The organism is Nonomuraea sp. SYSU D8015 (assembly GCF_008065375.1).
Classification (GTDB): Bacteria; Actinomycetota; Actinomycetes; order Streptosporangiales; family Streptosporangiaceae; genus Nonomuraea.
Map to the genome: position 1 here is coordinate 92,919 of NZ_VJYI01000026.1, position 13,904 is coordinate 106,822.

General features: G+C 65.4%; 14 protein-coding genes. 7 read left to right on the forward strand and 7 right to left on the reverse strand.

Features of this window, described 5'->3' with window-relative positions:
- Positions 1 to 193: 193 nt before the first annotated feature.
- The 4 genes from ID574_RS49820 to ID574_RS49835 all read right to left on the reverse strand — a co-directional run bounded on the left by ID574_RS49820 (position 194) and on the right by ID574_RS49835 (position 7,530).
- Positions 194 to 3,256, reverse strand: a complete 3,063-nt coding sequence (locus ID574_RS49820; RefSeq protein ID WP_188196102.1) for an AAA domain-containing protein — start codon at positions 3,254 to 3,256, stop codon at positions 194 to 196.
- Between the two features lie 723 nt (positions 3,257 to 3,979).
- The gene (locus ID574_RS49825; RefSeq protein ID WP_188196103.1) at positions 3,980 to 5,305 is read right to left on the reverse strand and encodes a J domain-containing protein; all 1,326 of its coding nucleotides are present in this window, start codon (positions 5,303 to 5,305) and stop codon (positions 3,980 to 3,982) included.
- Between the two features lie 7 nt (positions 5,306 to 5,312).
- Positions 5,313 to 5,951 (reverse strand): hypothetical protein, encoded by a 639-nt coding sequence (locus ID574_RS49830; RefSeq protein WP_188196104.1) that lies wholly within the window; start codon positions 5,949 to 5,951, stop codon positions 5,313 to 5,315.
- 430 nt (positions 5,952 to 6,381) lie between these two features.
- Entirely contained in the window at positions 6,382 to 7,530 is a 1,149-nt protein-coding gene (locus ID574_RS49835; RefSeq protein ID WP_188196105.1) for a pentapeptide repeat-containing protein, read from the reverse strand.
- A 71-nt stretch (positions 7,531 to 7,601) separates the two neighbouring features.
- On the opposite strand from ID574_RS49835, the gene ID574_RS60950 reads away from it, so the two are divergent.
- The 5 genes from ID574_RS60950 to ID574_RS49860 all read left to right on the forward strand — a co-directional run bounded on the left by ID574_RS60950 (position 7,602) and on the right by ID574_RS49860 (position 10,098).
- On the forward strand, positions 7,602 to 7,967 hold the full coding sequence (locus ID574_RS60950; RefSeq protein ID WP_223167889.1) for an alpha/beta fold hydrolase: 366 nt from the start codon (positions 7,602 to 7,604) through the stop codon (positions 7,965 to 7,967).
- The gene (locus tag ID574_RS49845; protein ID WP_188196106.1) at positions 7,964 to 8,224 is read left to right on the forward strand and encodes an MFS transporter; all 261 of its coding nucleotides are present in this window, start codon (positions 7,964 to 7,966) and stop codon (positions 8,222 to 8,224) included. The genes ID574_RS60950 and ID574_RS49845 overlap by 4 nt, the downstream gene beginning before the upstream one ends.
- 312 nt (positions 8,225 to 8,536) lie before the next feature.
- Positions 8,537 to 9,529 (forward strand): winged helix DNA-binding domain-containing protein, encoded by a 993-nt coding sequence (locus tag ID574_RS49850; protein ID WP_188196107.1) that lies wholly within the window; start codon positions 8,537 to 8,539, stop codon positions 9,527 to 9,529.
- Between the two features lie 162 nt (positions 9,530 to 9,691).
- Positions 9,692 to 9,886: a hypothetical protein gene (locus ID574_RS49855; protein WP_188196108.1), complete on the forward strand. Its 195-nt coding sequence runs from the start codon at positions 9,692 to 9,694 to the stop codon at positions 9,884 to 9,886.
- A gap of 89 nt (positions 9,887 to 9,975) precedes the next feature.
- Positions 9,976 to 10,098 carry a transposase gene (locus tag ID574_RS49860; RefSeq protein WP_188196109.1) on the forward strand — a complete coding sequence of 41 codons (123 nt, stop codon included), beginning with the start codon at positions 9,976 to 9,978 and terminating at the stop codon, positions 10,096 to 10,098.
- 179 nt (positions 10,099 to 10,277) lie between these two features.
- On the opposite strand, the gene ID574_RS49865 is transcribed toward ID574_RS49860, so the two are convergent.
- Positions 10,278 to 10,742 (reverse strand): spore-associated protein A, encoded by a 465-nt coding sequence (locus ID574_RS49865; RefSeq protein ID WP_188196110.1) that lies wholly within the window; start codon positions 10,740 to 10,742, stop codon positions 10,278 to 10,280.
- A gap of 402 nt (positions 10,743 to 11,144) precedes the next feature.
- Between ID574_RS49865 and ID574_RS49870 the strand changes: the two genes are divergently transcribed.
- Positions 11,145 to 11,705 (forward strand): hypothetical protein, encoded by a 561-nt coding sequence (locus ID574_RS49870; protein ID WP_188196111.1) that lies wholly within the window; start codon positions 11,145 to 11,147, stop codon positions 11,703 to 11,705.
- A 146-nt stretch (positions 11,706 to 11,851) separates the two neighbouring features.
- Here the strand turns inward: ID574_RS49870 and ID574_RS49875 are convergent, their stop codons facing one another.
- Positions 11,852 to 12,394, reverse strand: coding sequence for a hypothetical protein (locus ID574_RS49875; protein ID WP_188196112.1), 543 nt, complete (start codon positions 12,392 to 12,394; stop codon positions 11,852 to 11,854).
- Positions 12,395 to 12,730: 336 nt separating this feature from the next.
- Between ID574_RS49875 and ID574_RS49880 the strand changes: the two genes are divergently transcribed.
- Positions 12,731 to 13,279 (forward strand): hypothetical protein, encoded by a 549-nt coding sequence (locus tag ID574_RS49880; RefSeq protein WP_188196113.1) that lies wholly within the window; start codon positions 12,731 to 12,733, stop codon positions 13,277 to 13,279.
- On the opposite strand, the gene ID574_RS49885 is transcribed toward ID574_RS49880, so the two are convergent.
- Entirely contained in the window at positions 13,276 to 13,731 is a 456-nt protein-coding gene (locus ID574_RS49885; RefSeq protein WP_188196114.1) for a hypothetical protein, read from the reverse strand. The two genes, ID574_RS49880 and ID574_RS49885, sit on opposite strands and share 4 nt — an antisense overlap.
- Between the last annotated feature and the right edge of the window lie 173 nt (positions 13,732 to 13,904).

The window sequence follows — 13,904 nt, forward strand, 5'->3', positions numbered from 1 at the left end:
GCCCGGCCTTCCGCGTCCGGCGAGGTCGCCGATCGGGATGATCCGTTGCGCAAGAACGCGCTGACCGTTGGCCGTGTGATCGAGCGCGACCCTGGCTGCTCAGCGGAATCACGCGGCTCTCCAACGGCTGACGTCGCTCGAAGTGGATGAGCTGACGAGCTCGACATCACCCGGTCGAATTCACGTCTTCCAGTCAAGCACCGTCTGCTGGAAGCCAACGTTGGATGAGATGGCGAGGGACCGAGGCATCGATGTGCCACATCTTCCGATGCTTGTCGTAGTCGTACCACACCCCAGCGGCGCGCATCGTCTCCTTGAACGCCTCCTTGTCGCGGTAATCGACACGAATGTACCGACGGCCGTCCAGGACACCGCCGGACTCCACGTCGGCACCGTCCGTCGGTCCCTGGCGCCCTGTCGGCCCCTGGCGCCAAGGCCGGGCGGGACGTTCCATTCGGGCGCGCTCGACGATATGCCGTACCCGCTGGCAGGCCGTCGGGTCTGTGATCCGCATCATCAGCTCGGTGGGCCCGATATTGGCCAGGAGGTTGAGCGAGCCGTGCCAGAGCACGTTGTCGTCGATGATGAGGACCTTTTCGTGCATACGCTCCCGTTCAACCACCCGGCATCCGGCCATTTCGAGATCACGGACGAGACTTTGCCTGCGCGGATCCTCCGATTGATCACGGGTATGGACGGTAACCTGCACACCGGCCTGGATCCGCGGAGTGAGGCGGCCGAGCCACCTCCGTACGGGCCGCGGGTCGAGAAACGCGCAGAAGATGTCGATGCTGCGGCGGGCGCGGTCGATGTCCCATTCGACGGCTCGGGGCACCTCGTCGGCGGGGAAGAAGGCCGGTCGGGACAATTCGTCCTCGGGCAGGTTCGCTAGGTCTCCCGCGGCGCGGAACGGTACGAGTTCGTCGACCGGCAGCCTATGGGCGTGGCGTTCCAGACGGTCAAGCATGCGGCCGGCCTCGCTGCCCGGTCTCAACCTGGAGCGTAGGAACTCCGTGTCCGCGACGACCACCAAATGATCCTGGGCTCGGCTGAGGGCCACGTTGAGCAGGCGGCAGGTGTGAGAGGCCAGGCCGACGCCGTCGTAGAAGTAGCCGAGCTTGCCGCCGGCCCCGGCGACGGTGTCGATCACTACGAGGGGGCGCTGGCTGCCCTGGAATCGGTGGACGGTGTCGACCAGGCCCTCGTAGTCCTCGCCGAACCGGCATGCGAGACTCCCGCGGAGTGCTCTCACCTGATTCTTGTACGGGGCGATGACGGCCATTCGGTCGGTCGGCCGCTGGTCCGTCCATTTGCGGGCCGGAAGGACGTCGTCATACTGCAGGCCGCGTATGAGTTCGTGAATGACCGCCTCGTGGACCGAGTTGGTGGTGTGTGCACCGTACCGGCCTTCGGGGTTAGGGAGGCGGCGCGGTGTGGTGTCGACGAGGATCAGCGGGCCAGCCAGCAGCGGTGATGACGGGAGCCTGCTGAGGTCGTCGCGGCCAGGGCGAAGTGGTGCGTCCGAGTAGGCGACGACGTTGACGACGTCGCAGATGGCCGGCCGCATGCGGTACTGAGTGTCCAAGCACACCATGCGGGGGTCGTTGCGACGAGCCGAGCCCGCGGCGTCCACCAGGCCCGCTGTCGCGAAGGCGTCGCGGTCCATCCAGAGCTTGGCGTGGTCCCTGTCCTGGGGTGTCGCGTCCCGATGTCCAGAGGCGCGGGTCACCGCGGGGAGCTGACGGAAATCGCCGGCGATGACCACGCGCCGGCTCGCCAGGCCCGCGGCGCACCAGGCCGACGGAAGGTTCACCATGCCGGCCTCGTCGATGATCACCACGTCTGGCGAATCGAGCAGGTTGCGGGATTGCACTGCCTTCGCAACCGTGGCGCCCATGACCCGGCAGTTCCTGCGCACCGCCTCGTTGATCTTCTGCAGGTCCTGCTCCAGGGCCGTGAGGTCCTTTTGCAGTTGTTCAGCGGCTCTGCGAACAGGTCCTGCGGGTGGGATAGCGCGGAGTTGGTCGCTTAGGACAGCGAATTCCCGTTCCAATGCGCCGGATTCGCCCGCGTAGTGTTGCTGGGAGGAACGTGCGTCGCTCAGCTTCTTGTCAAGTTCGGCCAGGGCGTTGCGGTGTTCCCAGTGGGCGCGGCCCAGTTCGTCGAGTTTGGCCTGTCTTCTCTTCGCGAACAGGCCCGATGGGGTGCCGATGTCTCGGATCTGCTGTTCGATGTCGATGATCGCAGCGCGGCTTGACTGGAGCTTTTGTTGGAGGGCTGCGATGAGCCGGCTGGTGTCGTCCCGTTGAGCGGACGCGATCCGCAGCTCTTCCCCGACGCGTTCCGCTTCGGCGTGGATGGCGAGGAGCCTTCGGCTGGCTTCCAACTGTTCGCGGACGGCGGCGATCCTGTCGGAGACTGACGCCGATAGCCGCTCAGCGATCTTGCCCGCATCGATCTGATCGCCGAACTTGGCGGACAGCGAGGGCAGCTCTATCTCCCCAGCACGCTGCACGAGGCCTTCGCCGAAGGCTTCCTCGCCTGACAAAAGGTCGCAGATGCGTTCCAGCGCCTGGTCCACGGCCACCTTGGTGGGGGCGAGAAACAGGACCCGCAACTGTTGGCGGTAACAGCCCTCCGCGATGGCGGCGACTACGTCCGTTTTGCCCGTTCCCGGTGGGCCCCAGATGAAGGTGAGTTCACTGCCAAGGGCCTGTTCGATTGCCTGCCGCTGCTTGGCGTTGAGAAGGCGGTCTTGATAGTTCCGGATGAAGTGGTTAGGTGTGGTGCAGCGGCCGTTGCGCGGTTTGCCCTGACCGAGCAGCCAGCCCGCAGTCGTGACATTGACGGTGCTATTGTCGCCGTCTTTCGCGCCCTCAAGCCGGTCGAGTATGGACTCCAGCCCTACCGTGTCGTCCTTGCGTAGTTGAGCGTTGGCCGGATCGTGCCCCAGATTCGCCGTGGTACGGACTCTGACCTTGCCGTCAGGCATTCGGGTCGCCTCGGCGCGCTCCCAGGGAGTCCGGGAGCGGGACAGCCGGATGAGCAGCTTCTCGCCAGAGAATGCGTCTTTCCACGATCTGCACGTGAACAGGTACTCGCGTGTCTCTCCGTCGCCGCCGACCCGTCGCCCGGCGGACAAGGAAACCTTCTCGCCCTCGCCGTCCGCATGTAGTTCGGCGGCAATCTCCAGACGTACGGCGCGCGACAAATCATCGACGGGGAAGGGCTTTTGCCGCGAGCCTTGGCCGTTCATTGCGCTCCTTCGGGGGCTAAGGAGGTCGGATGCAGCATGCGTGCGGCTAGTAACGTACCCTTGCGGGCTACACTTCGGAACCTTTCGCCCGTATAAACTCCACAAGGACAACGTCGATGAGGGTACGGGGCCCATCAAGCCCATAATGAGCACGGGAAAGCCAGCAGGTCGTCGCATACGGAGAATCCGTTCTGGGCGGCACAGTCGCGTCAGGCCTTGCGATATCGGCCTATCCGAATAGCCCCAATGCGCCCAGGCCACCATGGGGCTCGATCGCACAAGAGTGCCGATGCCACAACGAGGCGATGAATAGCGCAGCTATCACACGCGAAAGGCTTTTGCAAGCTCCCACAACAGTAACACCATCCGCACTCTGCCCATGACGCGAGGATAACGCTCCACTCGAACTTATTTTCACCTTGATAGCCTCCCCAACGCGAAGATTGGCCCCCATTTGTCGGTTATCCCTAGAAGGGGCCTCGCCTGAATACGTCAGCCCTCGGCAGAGCAAAATATCCCATGAGCCCTTTTCTGAGTAACGGCCATCTCCGACAAGCTGCGACGCCTTTCGCGGACAGCACTGTGCCGTGGAGTTGCCGACACCGAAGCCGCGCACGCGGGTGTCGCCGTTGCGCAGTCGGGCCAGTACCAGCAGCGATTGCCAGGCCAGGCAAGGTATAGGGTTTTGTCACCGCGCGGCCAGTGCCGTACCGGGGATGTCCCTCAAGTCTTACGGGATGCCGACCAGTCGTCAATGTTTCGGCCATCCGTTCCCTTGAAGTCGGCGATTAGCCGGCCCTTCCGGACGGTCAGCGACCAGATGCCATGGCGTTTGCAGTTAGTTCCACCGACTGCCAAGGTCGCGCTGTCGTCGCCGGAGGCCACGGCAACAAGAATGCACTTCTTCCCTTCCCATTCCACCGTCCCAGAAGTCCCGACCGTCTTGTCGTCGAGGATTAATTCCACTCCATCGGCCGCCCAGGATCCGACGAGGGACTCCGGGAGTCGGAAGGGGCCGGCGTCGGGCTCCCGATTCAGCGTGACGACTTGACCTTCGCGGAACAAGTTCAGCTTTCCATCGTCACGCCTGCTCAGTTCCATTTCTCGGTTGACACATCCGTCATGCTGTGTGAATTGCTGCCTGACCGCGAGCCTTCCGTTGCTCAACTTGGCAGGAATGATTGTCCCGGTGCAGGAATGCAAGGGATAATCCACCTTGCCGTTCTTGCTCCCACTCTGCAGGGAGATCCTGACGACGTATAGCTGCTCGGTGCCGGGGTAAAGACCGGAGCCCACCCAGCTTCCGGACAACTCCACCGGGACTTCCACCTGGAAGGAATACTTGCTTACCACGACAAATGAGACCGCAAGGCAAGTCATAAACACAATAATGGCCAGCGCTGTCCCCCACAGGCAGCCGATGCGTGAATCCTTCAGTCTGCGCTGCCGGCTCGGATACGGAGGAGCCGGGAAAGGCGGATTCCGTTGGGGGACCTGCTGAAACCGGGACGGGGGCGCATACCTGTCATATGCCGGAGTGGTGCGGGGCTCCTCCACCGTCGGCTGCCGGAATGCACCATGCCCGTGGGGGACCTGATCCCATGGAGGAGGGTGTGGATGCGGAGGGACTCGTGAAGAGCCGTCGTCGTAACCGGCCCCGTTCCAGAGATGATCCGCTGCGCCCTTGCCTGGCTGTCGTGCGCCGGCTCCGGCGTCCTGGTTGGGATCGGCCGTCGGGAACACGTCCGTCCGGGCGTCGTCCCAGGGGTCGTCCTGTAGATCAGCCGTAGGCTCTTCCGGCTCGGAACACGCTCTCCGGTAGAGATCGTAATCCGTCCGGTGATTCAGCAGGACGTCTCTCGCGGCGTTGAGCAAACGCATCTTCCGCTCGGTCGCCGCGCGGGCACTGGGGCGCTGGTTCTTGTCGGGGTGCCACTCACGCGCCTGCCTGCGATACGCCTGGTTCACCAGTCTGTCGGAGCAGCCTTCCGTCAGACCGAGAAGTTCGTAGGCGTCATGCCCCTCAAGGTCATTGAACCTCCTGTCCACCCCGCCCCTATCTCCCGATGCGGCGGACCACGGAAGCTCGGTAGCACGTCAGGGACCAGTGCGCCGTCCGAGGCGTGTGACCCACCGGAATGACCCGCTGCCCGACCGCCACTGTCACGTCCTGGTGCCCCGCGAGGAACATCACGAACACTTTCAGGTAGTGCTCAAACCCCTCGTAATGCCATCCGCAGTCCTGTACTCGCTGGTCCCTAAGGAGGGGAGCCTGCAGGAGTTCCTGGGCCTTGGGCGGCAGATTTCCCAGCACTCCCAGCGCCGTCGTGTTCAACCCCGAGATCGCCTCCCGTCCTCCAGGACCCCCGCGGGCTTCGAAGCCGTCCGGAGCGGCCGCATCGCGATCCGGAGCCGGCCTGTGGTCGATCTGCTTGCTCCGGAAACTCGTCGGATCGAGCAGGTAGCCGGTGATCGAGTACACCGGTCGGTGCTGGGTGTCAATACGGGGCTCCGCGAGGCACAATCCCCGTTCACCGAAGACAACCGCCTTGCGGCGGTCACCTGGATCGGAGCGGTCTTCCGTCGCATACCAGCCCAGCGTCCGCCCGGTGAGCTCCTCTAATCTCGCCCTTACACGCTCACCGAGGGATTTCCAGCACTCTTCCCGCAATCGGACACCGTGGTCGAATCCCATCGGACCGGCGGAATGCGTTGGGACGGATGGAGCGGTGCGATTCAGCGTGTTCGGCTGCGCCGGTCGCCGCAAGCCATCGCCAGAGCTCACAGCAGGCAGGCGATCCACGGGATCTGAGCCTCCGATCTCTGACACCGGGGAGAAAAGAGTGATCGCAATTCTGGTATGGACCGGATCGCGCTCGCTACCTGTTCCCGATCTCTGCTCCGCCCTGCGGGACGTTGGACCTCGTGCCCAATGGCTGACCTGCCCTTCCAACGCTCACCCCTGTACTTCGCCTGCTGAATCTGCTCGCTCCTCGGGCAGGGCTGGACGTGTGCTCGGTTGGTGTGCCGCTCGTGACCTTGGCGGGAGCGCGAGGCGGATAGGTCCCACCGTGTGCGCTCAGTGGCGAAGCATCGTAGCCATGCGGAAATTCCTTCTGGTGGGCCTATTCGGCTTTGATCTGCGGGTCGTTCTCGGCGTTGGGTGGCTGGACGGCGAACTCGGCGTAGGTCCTGGTGCGGATCGGCGGGAGCGATCGCAGCCGTGCTGGACTGATGCGCGAGGCGTCGAAGTCGCCGGGCCATACGGTGGTCTCGTCGAAGACCACGCGTTTCAGCGATGCACCGGTCAGGACGGCTCCGGTCAGCGTGGCTCCGCGGAGGTCGGCGTAGTCCAGGCGGGCGCCGCGCAGGTTGGCGTTTCGCAGGTCGACCTTGGTCAGATCGGTGCCCCGGAGGTCGACACCCTCGGCGATGACCCCGGTCAGGACGGCGTCGCGCAGGTCGGCCTGGTAAAGGATCGCATCGGCAAGGATCGCCCCCGCCAGTCGCACGCCGGTGAGATCCGCACGAGTCAGGTCGGTTCCGATGAAGGAGGCTTCGGTCAGGTCGCTGAAGTGAAGGTCCACGTCACGAAGCCGTGCGGAGGCGAGGTTCGCCTTGGGCAGGACCAAGCGGTCGAGGCGGAGCACCTGGCCCCGGAGGGGGTCTCGACGGCCGAGGACGGTCAGCGCCGCATGGATGTCAGGGGCGCGGAGGGAGAGGTTGACCGAACTGCCCGGCGCTGTGGTGGCCCGGTGCGCGTGCGGGGTGCCTCGTTCTGGATCGCGGGCTCGATTGCCGATGAACGCGGCGAGAATCTCCCCGATGGTCCGGCGATCGGCTGTGGAGGCGCGGGAGATCCGTTCCAGGGCGTAGATGCCGCCCAGGCGGACATCCACGCTCATATCTCCCAGATGCGCGATGGCGGCGGCGAAGGACTCGGTGGCCTGCCCGTGGCGGCTGAGCTGTAACTGGCGCCAGGTGAGATAGGCGCCGATCAGGAGCACCAGGCCGCCGACCCCTTGGAGCAGGGCGGTGCGGATGTTGTTCACGGCGGTGGCGTAGTCGGCCGGCGGCTTTGCCGTACCCAGGTCCCATGTGAGCACGTAGCGGGGGAGGAAGAGGGCGCCGGCCACGGCGGCGACTCCCAGGAGTGCCGTGAGGATGAAGGGGCCCGAGATCCGGTGCCGCCAGGAGTGTCGGTCGCGTGCGATCTTGTCTGTTCGCACAGGGTGGCCGGGGAGAGGAGGTGTGTGATCTTCGATGCGGCTCATGAATTCACCAGGGATCGGGATTCCAGGGAGCTTCCACTGTCGCGCGGAGTGGCAGCACGGCCAAGCACCTCGTGATCACGTCGGGGGGATTACATGGCGGAGTCCCATTCTGGTCGCACCGCGAGCAGATCACCGATCCGGTCGCCCAAAACGGCAACGCCTACGCCGAGCGCCTGTCGGACGGCGCGCGACTTCATCGCACTGCGCCCGGAAACCGCCATCGCCGAGGAGACCATTCGCGCCCTGCTGCCCACCCTTATCACCTGGGGCATCGGCCACCCTTCTTCCCCCAGCCCGGCGCCCGCACCTACCTGCGGGACCTGCCCGACGCCGAACTCCACCTGTTCGACACCGGCCACTTCGCCCTCGAAACCCACCTGCCGCAGATCGCCCCGCTCATCGACGGCTTCCTCAAACGCGTCTGGACCGCGGAGTGAGCAGATCGCCCGCCGGGCTAGCCGTCCTGTTCGCGGCGGCCCTGGCCACCATCACCACCGAAACCCTACCGATGGGACTGCTGCCCCAGATCAGCGAGAGCTTGCGGGTCTCCCATGCCTGGACCGGCTTTCTGACGGGCGGGTACTCCCTGCTCATCATCGCCGTGACCGTCCCGCTGGCGGCGATGATCGCACGCTGGGATCGCCGCCGGCTGCTGGTGACGACCATGGCGCTATTCGCGGTGGGAAACGCCTGATGGATCTCCCCCAACTGCCCGACCGCGCTGCTGGCCCGTCTCCTCACCCAGCCGGGCACGGGAGATGCTACCCCTGCCCCGGCGCGGACATCTGTGTGGTCGGTTGCTCGGCGGTGGCGACCATGACGACCAGCATGCCCATATTGCTCTCAAGGACTGTGCGGAATGAAGCGTTCCGTTCTGCTATTATGAGAGAGAGCGTTCCGTTCCAGTCTCATCCTCAAAGGCCGAGCATTGATCATTTCTCAGCGCACCCTCAACCGTACGCTCCTCGACCGGCAGTTCCTGCTGAGCCGTACCTCTCGCACGCCGATGGAGGTGGTCCGGCATCTGGTCGCCGTTCAAGGACAGGAACCGAACTGGCCGTACGTCGGACTGTGGACACGAATCGACGACTTCCGGCACGAACAGCTGGAACAGTTGATCCACGACCGAAGCGTGGTGCGTTCGACGGTGATCCGCAGGACCGTGCACCTGGTGTGCGCCGACGACTTCGCCTGGCTGCGGCCCGCGGTCGAGCCCATCGTCAGCGTCGCACTGAGGCACGCCTACTACGCCCGGGAGATCGAAGGACTCGACCTCGGCAAGCTGGCGCAGCTCGGCCGGGAGGTGCTCGGCGGCCGAACACTCACCAGGCGAGACCTCGGCCGGTTACTCGGCGAACGGTTCCCCGGACGCCATGCGGGCCGACTCGCCGATGCGGTCGAACTGCTGGAGCCCCTCGTCCACGGCCCATCGGCCGGCGTCTGGGGAAAGTGGAAGAACCGGTCCTCGATCGAGGTGACCCTGGCCGAGGACTGGACGGGCATCCCCATGGCCGCGGAACGGCGGCTCGAGACGATGATCATGCGCTACCTGGCAGCGTTCGGGCCGGCGAGCGTCATGGACGTACAGGCCTGGGCCGGTGTGACGCGCCTGGGCGAGGTGATGGAGCGGCTCAGACCGCGCCTGCGCGCCTACCGGAACGAAGACGGCAAGGAACTGTTCGACGTGCTGGAAGCGACGCTCGCGGATCCCGACCTGCCGGCCCCGGTGCGGTTCTTGCCTGCGTTCGACAACGTTCTGCTCGGTCATCAGGATCGGAGGCGGATGATCAGCGAGGAGGATCGCAAACGCATCGCTCCGGCAGCCTCGGGCGGCGTTGCGACGTTCCTTGTGGACGGTTTCGTCGGCGGCACCTGGGCGCTGAAAGGCGGCACCGTGCTCGTTTCACCGTTCCGGCCACTGACCGACCCGGAGGCGGTGCTCGCAGAGGCGGAACGCATGCTGCCTTTCATCGATGCGCACACCGCCAAGATCGTGTAAACCGCCACGACCAGGGCAGTCCGGCCTTTCCTGCGTGTCCGGTTCTGGACAGCACGCCGCCGCTCGCACTCGGTGACGCGCAAGCCTCCCATGAGAATCTGTGAGTGTCGCGCAGCACGAGCTTGCGGCACCCGTGGCCTGGGGGGCTGCACAGGGGGCGATATGGGCGAACCGCGCAGCAAGCAGCCCGAAGAGCAGCTCGGCAACGCCGGCCACCGCTTCCTGAACCTCCCCCAATGGCAAGGCATCGGAGCCCTGGCCACGATCCTGGGGGTCATCGTGGCTATCCTCATCGCCCTGCTGCAACAGGGATTAACGCATGCGCAGGGACAGAAGAGCTGCGTCAGCGCGAAGTGAACCGCGCCGGGTCTGTTGGAGTGGTGTGCCCCGGGTTGAGTGGAGGCGGATTTCTGGATTCTTGTGCCACTTGATGAGAGGAAAGTGGCATGGGACGACGGGGCTACCCGCCGGAGTTCCGGCGCAAGGTGCTGGACCTGCTCGAAGCAGGTCGCACGGCCACCGAGCTGGCCCGTGATCTGGAGATCAGCACCCAGACCCTCTACACCTGACGGCAAGACTGCATCGACCGCGGCTTGGAGCCCGGGCCCGACCAGCAGGGAGAAGGTCGAGTTAGCCGCTGCGCAATGGCGCGTCGCCGAGTTGGAGACCGAGCTGCAGGCCATCCACCGGGCAAGCCAACTCACGGCCGATCGTTCGGGGCGGTGAGAGCACACCGCCCCGAACAGGGTCACCTGCCGCAGTTACCCCACTTGTCGCGACCGCCCTTCCCCGCCCAGGCGGGGGTAACGCTCTGGATGGTGCCCGAGTACTTGACGCACAGGCCACGCGCGAACAGCTTCACCGGCTTGGTGTGCCTGCTGTAGACGCCCGAGGTCGTCTTGGAGGAGGTCAGCGGAGGAGTGGTGGTCTGGACGGTGAGCGTGGCACTCATCCGGGTCTTGGCGTGGCCCGTGTCGAACAGGGTCCGGAACGTCACTACGCAGTTGTAGCCGGTCCTCCTGTTGTAGAGCAGGAAGACCTTGCCGAGCTCGACGCCCTGCCTGTCCTTGATCGTCCGGACGCCGTCCTTCACCACGCGGAAGCCGCTGCCGCAGACGCTCTGCGGCGTCTCGGTGGCCGCCTGCGCGGGCGCGGCGGTGGCGAGCGTTCCAGCGACAAGGAGATATGCGGCGACGATCGTCTTCGCGGACATGGACACGTGGGTTCCCTTCATAGATCGAACACCGGATTAGAGAGCGCATCCGATCAAGAAGTTCTCCGGGTTTCCGTTCAGAATCTCGACTTGGCGTGTCGAACCCGGTGATCGGCGGCAGCGAACGTTGGCGAGCGCCTCGACTCTTCATCCCGGACGGGGAACGTGGCGCCCCAGTTGCCGTCCGGCCCCGTCAGATCGCCCCGACCGACAGGAGTCGCTCGCCGATTCCGAGACCCGGGCGGCACCCATAAGCGAGAGGCCGCCCAGATCAAGGGGTCACACCGGAGTTCGCCCACAGGGCATCATTCATGCCTCCAACCTGGGCAAACGCCGTCCACCCGCGGATGGTGGCCGACCAGCAAGCCTTGCTTCGCCGACAGCGTCGAGGGCCGGACCGGCGTGGACGACGCCGCCACCGGCACCGCGAGCCTCACCCGCCACGGCCGGACGATCGCCGAGACCGCGCGCGCCGGCTGCCTGCTCAAGACCTGCGAGCTCACCGCCGCGCTGCCCTCGCGGCGGGGCCAGTACACGCTCACCGCCTCGATGCGCAGGCAGGTGCCGCACACGGCGCTGTCGTCGAGCGTGGAATCAGCCTGGACCTTCACATCCGGGCGGACGTCCGAGGCGAAGCCGCTCCCGCTGTTCGCGGTCCGCTACGCCCCGGCCGGTCTCGACTCGTTCAACCGCGCCCGTCCCGGCACGGTGACCAGGGTGCCCGTCCGGGTGGAGCGCAACACTGGCGCGTCGCAGGCCAAGGTGACGTCGCTCAGGCTGGAGATGTCCGCTGACGACGGCGCGAACTGGCTGCCCGTGCCGACCGTTCCGACCGGATCCGGCTGGACGGCCGCCGTGCCCGACCCGCGCACGCCCGGATTCGTCTCCCTGAGGGCCACGGCGACCGACACGTTGGGGACGACCGCCAAGCAGACCGTCATCCGTGCCTACGCCGTGGGCTGATGTGATCGACCGAGAATGGGGGAAGGGCCCGGGGTCGCCGCGGCCCTTTCACGTTCGGCTCTGCTCGGCCGGGCGGGCGGCTCCGGCGGGAGGCCAGGGCCGGGACGTGGGCGGCCAGGGCCTGGAGGGACGCGCCCAGATCGCCATCAAGCTTCGCTGATGGCACAGGCGTGCCGGAGGCTGTACTCCGCGGCGCGAAGGAACAAGGCCGTGTAGAACACGATGGTGCGATCGTCCTGTCGGCGAGCGTCGAGCGGTGAGGCTGAATCGAACCATGTGGTGAGTTCTAGACCAGTGGGGTCGATGGGCACACCTGGCGGAAGACCGACCTTCGCAACGAACGACCGCATCACCTCCTGGGCACGATGTGCACTGCGGACGGTCGTGGTGTCGCCGTACATCGATGGGACGGGCAGGGTGATAGGACTGTCGAACTCGACGGGGATGAGGATGTTCCAGTCGAACACCGCATCGATGTCCTCCTGGCTCAACTCACGCTCACACAGGTCTACGAAGCCGTCCATGGACCAGATCAGCTTCTCTTCGAACGTCCGCTCAGGGATACGCGGCTCGGGCATGAACGGCGCCAGCCCACGATCGGCGAGCGCGAGGTCCAACGCTGATCCCAGCTTGAGGAACCGCTCGCTGTTCCACGTCTCGAACGTGACTTCGGTGAGGTAAACACCCACACGCCAGACCCTAACCCGCTACAGAGGTTGAGAGGTCAGGGTTCATAGCGGGCTCATGGTGGAGGCGAGGGAAGGCCGGTGTGGGTGACGAAGGCGTCCAGCGAACTGGATCGATACCGCATCCGCTAGAGCCGGGTGCGGATCAGCGCGCCGAGCTGATCGAGAGTGGCGGAGGCGGAGTGCGGGACCCCGTTCAGCGACCAGGGCCTATACAGAGTTTTCCACCTGTCTTGATACCCGCCCCTCGAATCGGTTGTCATCGGAAGGAGGAATCTGCTTCTGCAGGCCCATCAGCCGCCTGGGTCATGCGTAGCCCCATCGACCCATGGAGGCACCATGCGCATCCAAGGCAAGATCGCCTTAATGGCGGTGCTCAGTCTGACCGTGGCAGGGCTCATCGCTCCGGCCGCAGCCGCACACGCCGGTTCCGCCCCCGAGCCGCAGGCGGAGCTCGTGCCGGCCTGGGACAGGCCAGGGCCTCAAGGCCGCACCACCTATGAGGACGGCTCTCCGACGGCCGAAGACCAGCGCGCCGCGGCGCCGAGGTGGCGCTGCTTCCTGTACGTCAGCGATCCGGAATTCGAGAAGCACGACGGCCGGTGGCACATCGAAGGCACTGGCCGGCAATCGTGCAACGGGGCCGGCTACGCCCCGCAAGGGCCACGGCTGACCCTGCAGCGTTATCTGGGTTTCGGCATCTGGCGGAACGTGTTCCGCACCACCATCGCCTGGTCTCGCGGAGGGTGGGCGGAGACCCGTACAGCGTGGGAATGTACCGGTACGGGCAGCGAGGAGTACCGCTGGGTGGTCGACGGGTTCGCTCAGGGCGTCTCGCGGGCGAGGAAGAATGCCTACTCGCTGAACTACCTGCGTGTCATCTGCTAAGCGTTCCCGACCGAGATGGCGGGCGCTCTACGACCTCGCCATACCATGATCGCCCAGCCGTGCGGCGTCGCGATGGTTCGTGTGGCCACGCGCAGCTGGGCGATCCGGTGAGCGCGCAGGACACGCGTGTGGACGAGGTGCCGGCCCTTCGGACTCCAGCGTCTGGTCCGGCTGCGCGTCCAGGTCTCGAATCGTATGGCGACTTGCGCCTCCTGCCCGTGCAGAGGAGAGTCCTCGACTCGGAGCGCGGTCAGGCCCCGTGAAAGCCAATCAGTGTCGTATTCGAACACGACCCACTCCAGAGCATCCCCGTGAGAGAACAGCACCGCCGCGATGTCGCCTTCGATGACATCACAGGACAAGGGCACCAGATCGGCATCGTGCGGAGTGTCCAGTCCGTGTTCGATGATTCGACGCCCCTGTTCGGCCAGCGCCGGGTGCAACTCTGGCATGGATTGACGGTATGTCCCCTGCATCCGGCGTGTCGAGGGATGCCATCCTCATGCAGAAAATCGATATACGGTCGAACCGCTTCCTTTTGTGCCGAGGTTACGTGCATGTTCGGGCCACGCTCATTTGCGGCTTGTCATTCCGTTCCAAGACACGCAACCTCCTTTGTCGCTGA

Excerpts from the sequence above, each read along its gene's own strand:
- ID574_RS49820 (WP_188196102.1), bottom strand. The coding sequence starts at position 3,256 with ATGAACGGCCAAGGCTCGCGGCAAAAGCCCTTCCCCGTCGATGATTTG.
- ID574_RS49865 (WP_188196110.1), bottom strand. The coding sequence starts at position 10,742 with ATGTCCGCGAAGACGATCGTCGCCGCATATCTCCTTGTCGCTGGAACG.
- ID574_RS49850 (WP_188196107.1), top strand. The coding sequence starts at position 8,537 with ATGGAGGTGGTCCGGCATCTGGTCGCCGTTCAAGGACAGGAACCGAAC.
- ID574_RS49860 (WP_188196109.1), top strand. The coding sequence starts at position 9,976 with ATGGGACGACGGGGCTACCCGCCGGAGTTCCGGCGCAAGGTGCTGGAC.
- ID574_RS49835 (WP_188196105.1), bottom strand. The coding sequence starts at position 7,530 with ATGAGCCGCATCGAAGATCACACACCTCCTCTCCCCGGCCACCCTGTG.
- ID574_RS49830 (WP_188196104.1), bottom strand. The coding sequence starts at position 5,951 with ATGGGATTCGACCACGGTGTCCGATTGCGGGAAGAGTGCTGGAAATCC.
- ID574_RS49885 (WP_188196114.1), bottom strand. The coding sequence starts at position 13,731 with ATGCCAGAGTTGCACCCGGCGCTGGCCGAACAGGGGCGTCGAATCATC.
- ID574_RS49855 (WP_188196108.1), top strand. The coding sequence starts at position 9,692 with ATGGGCGAACCGCGCAGCAAGCAGCCCGAAGAGCAGCTCGGCAACGCC.
- ID574_RS49880 (WP_188196113.1), top strand. The coding sequence starts at position 12,731 with ATGCGCATCCAAGGCAAGATCGCCTTAATGGCGGTGCTCAGTCTGACC.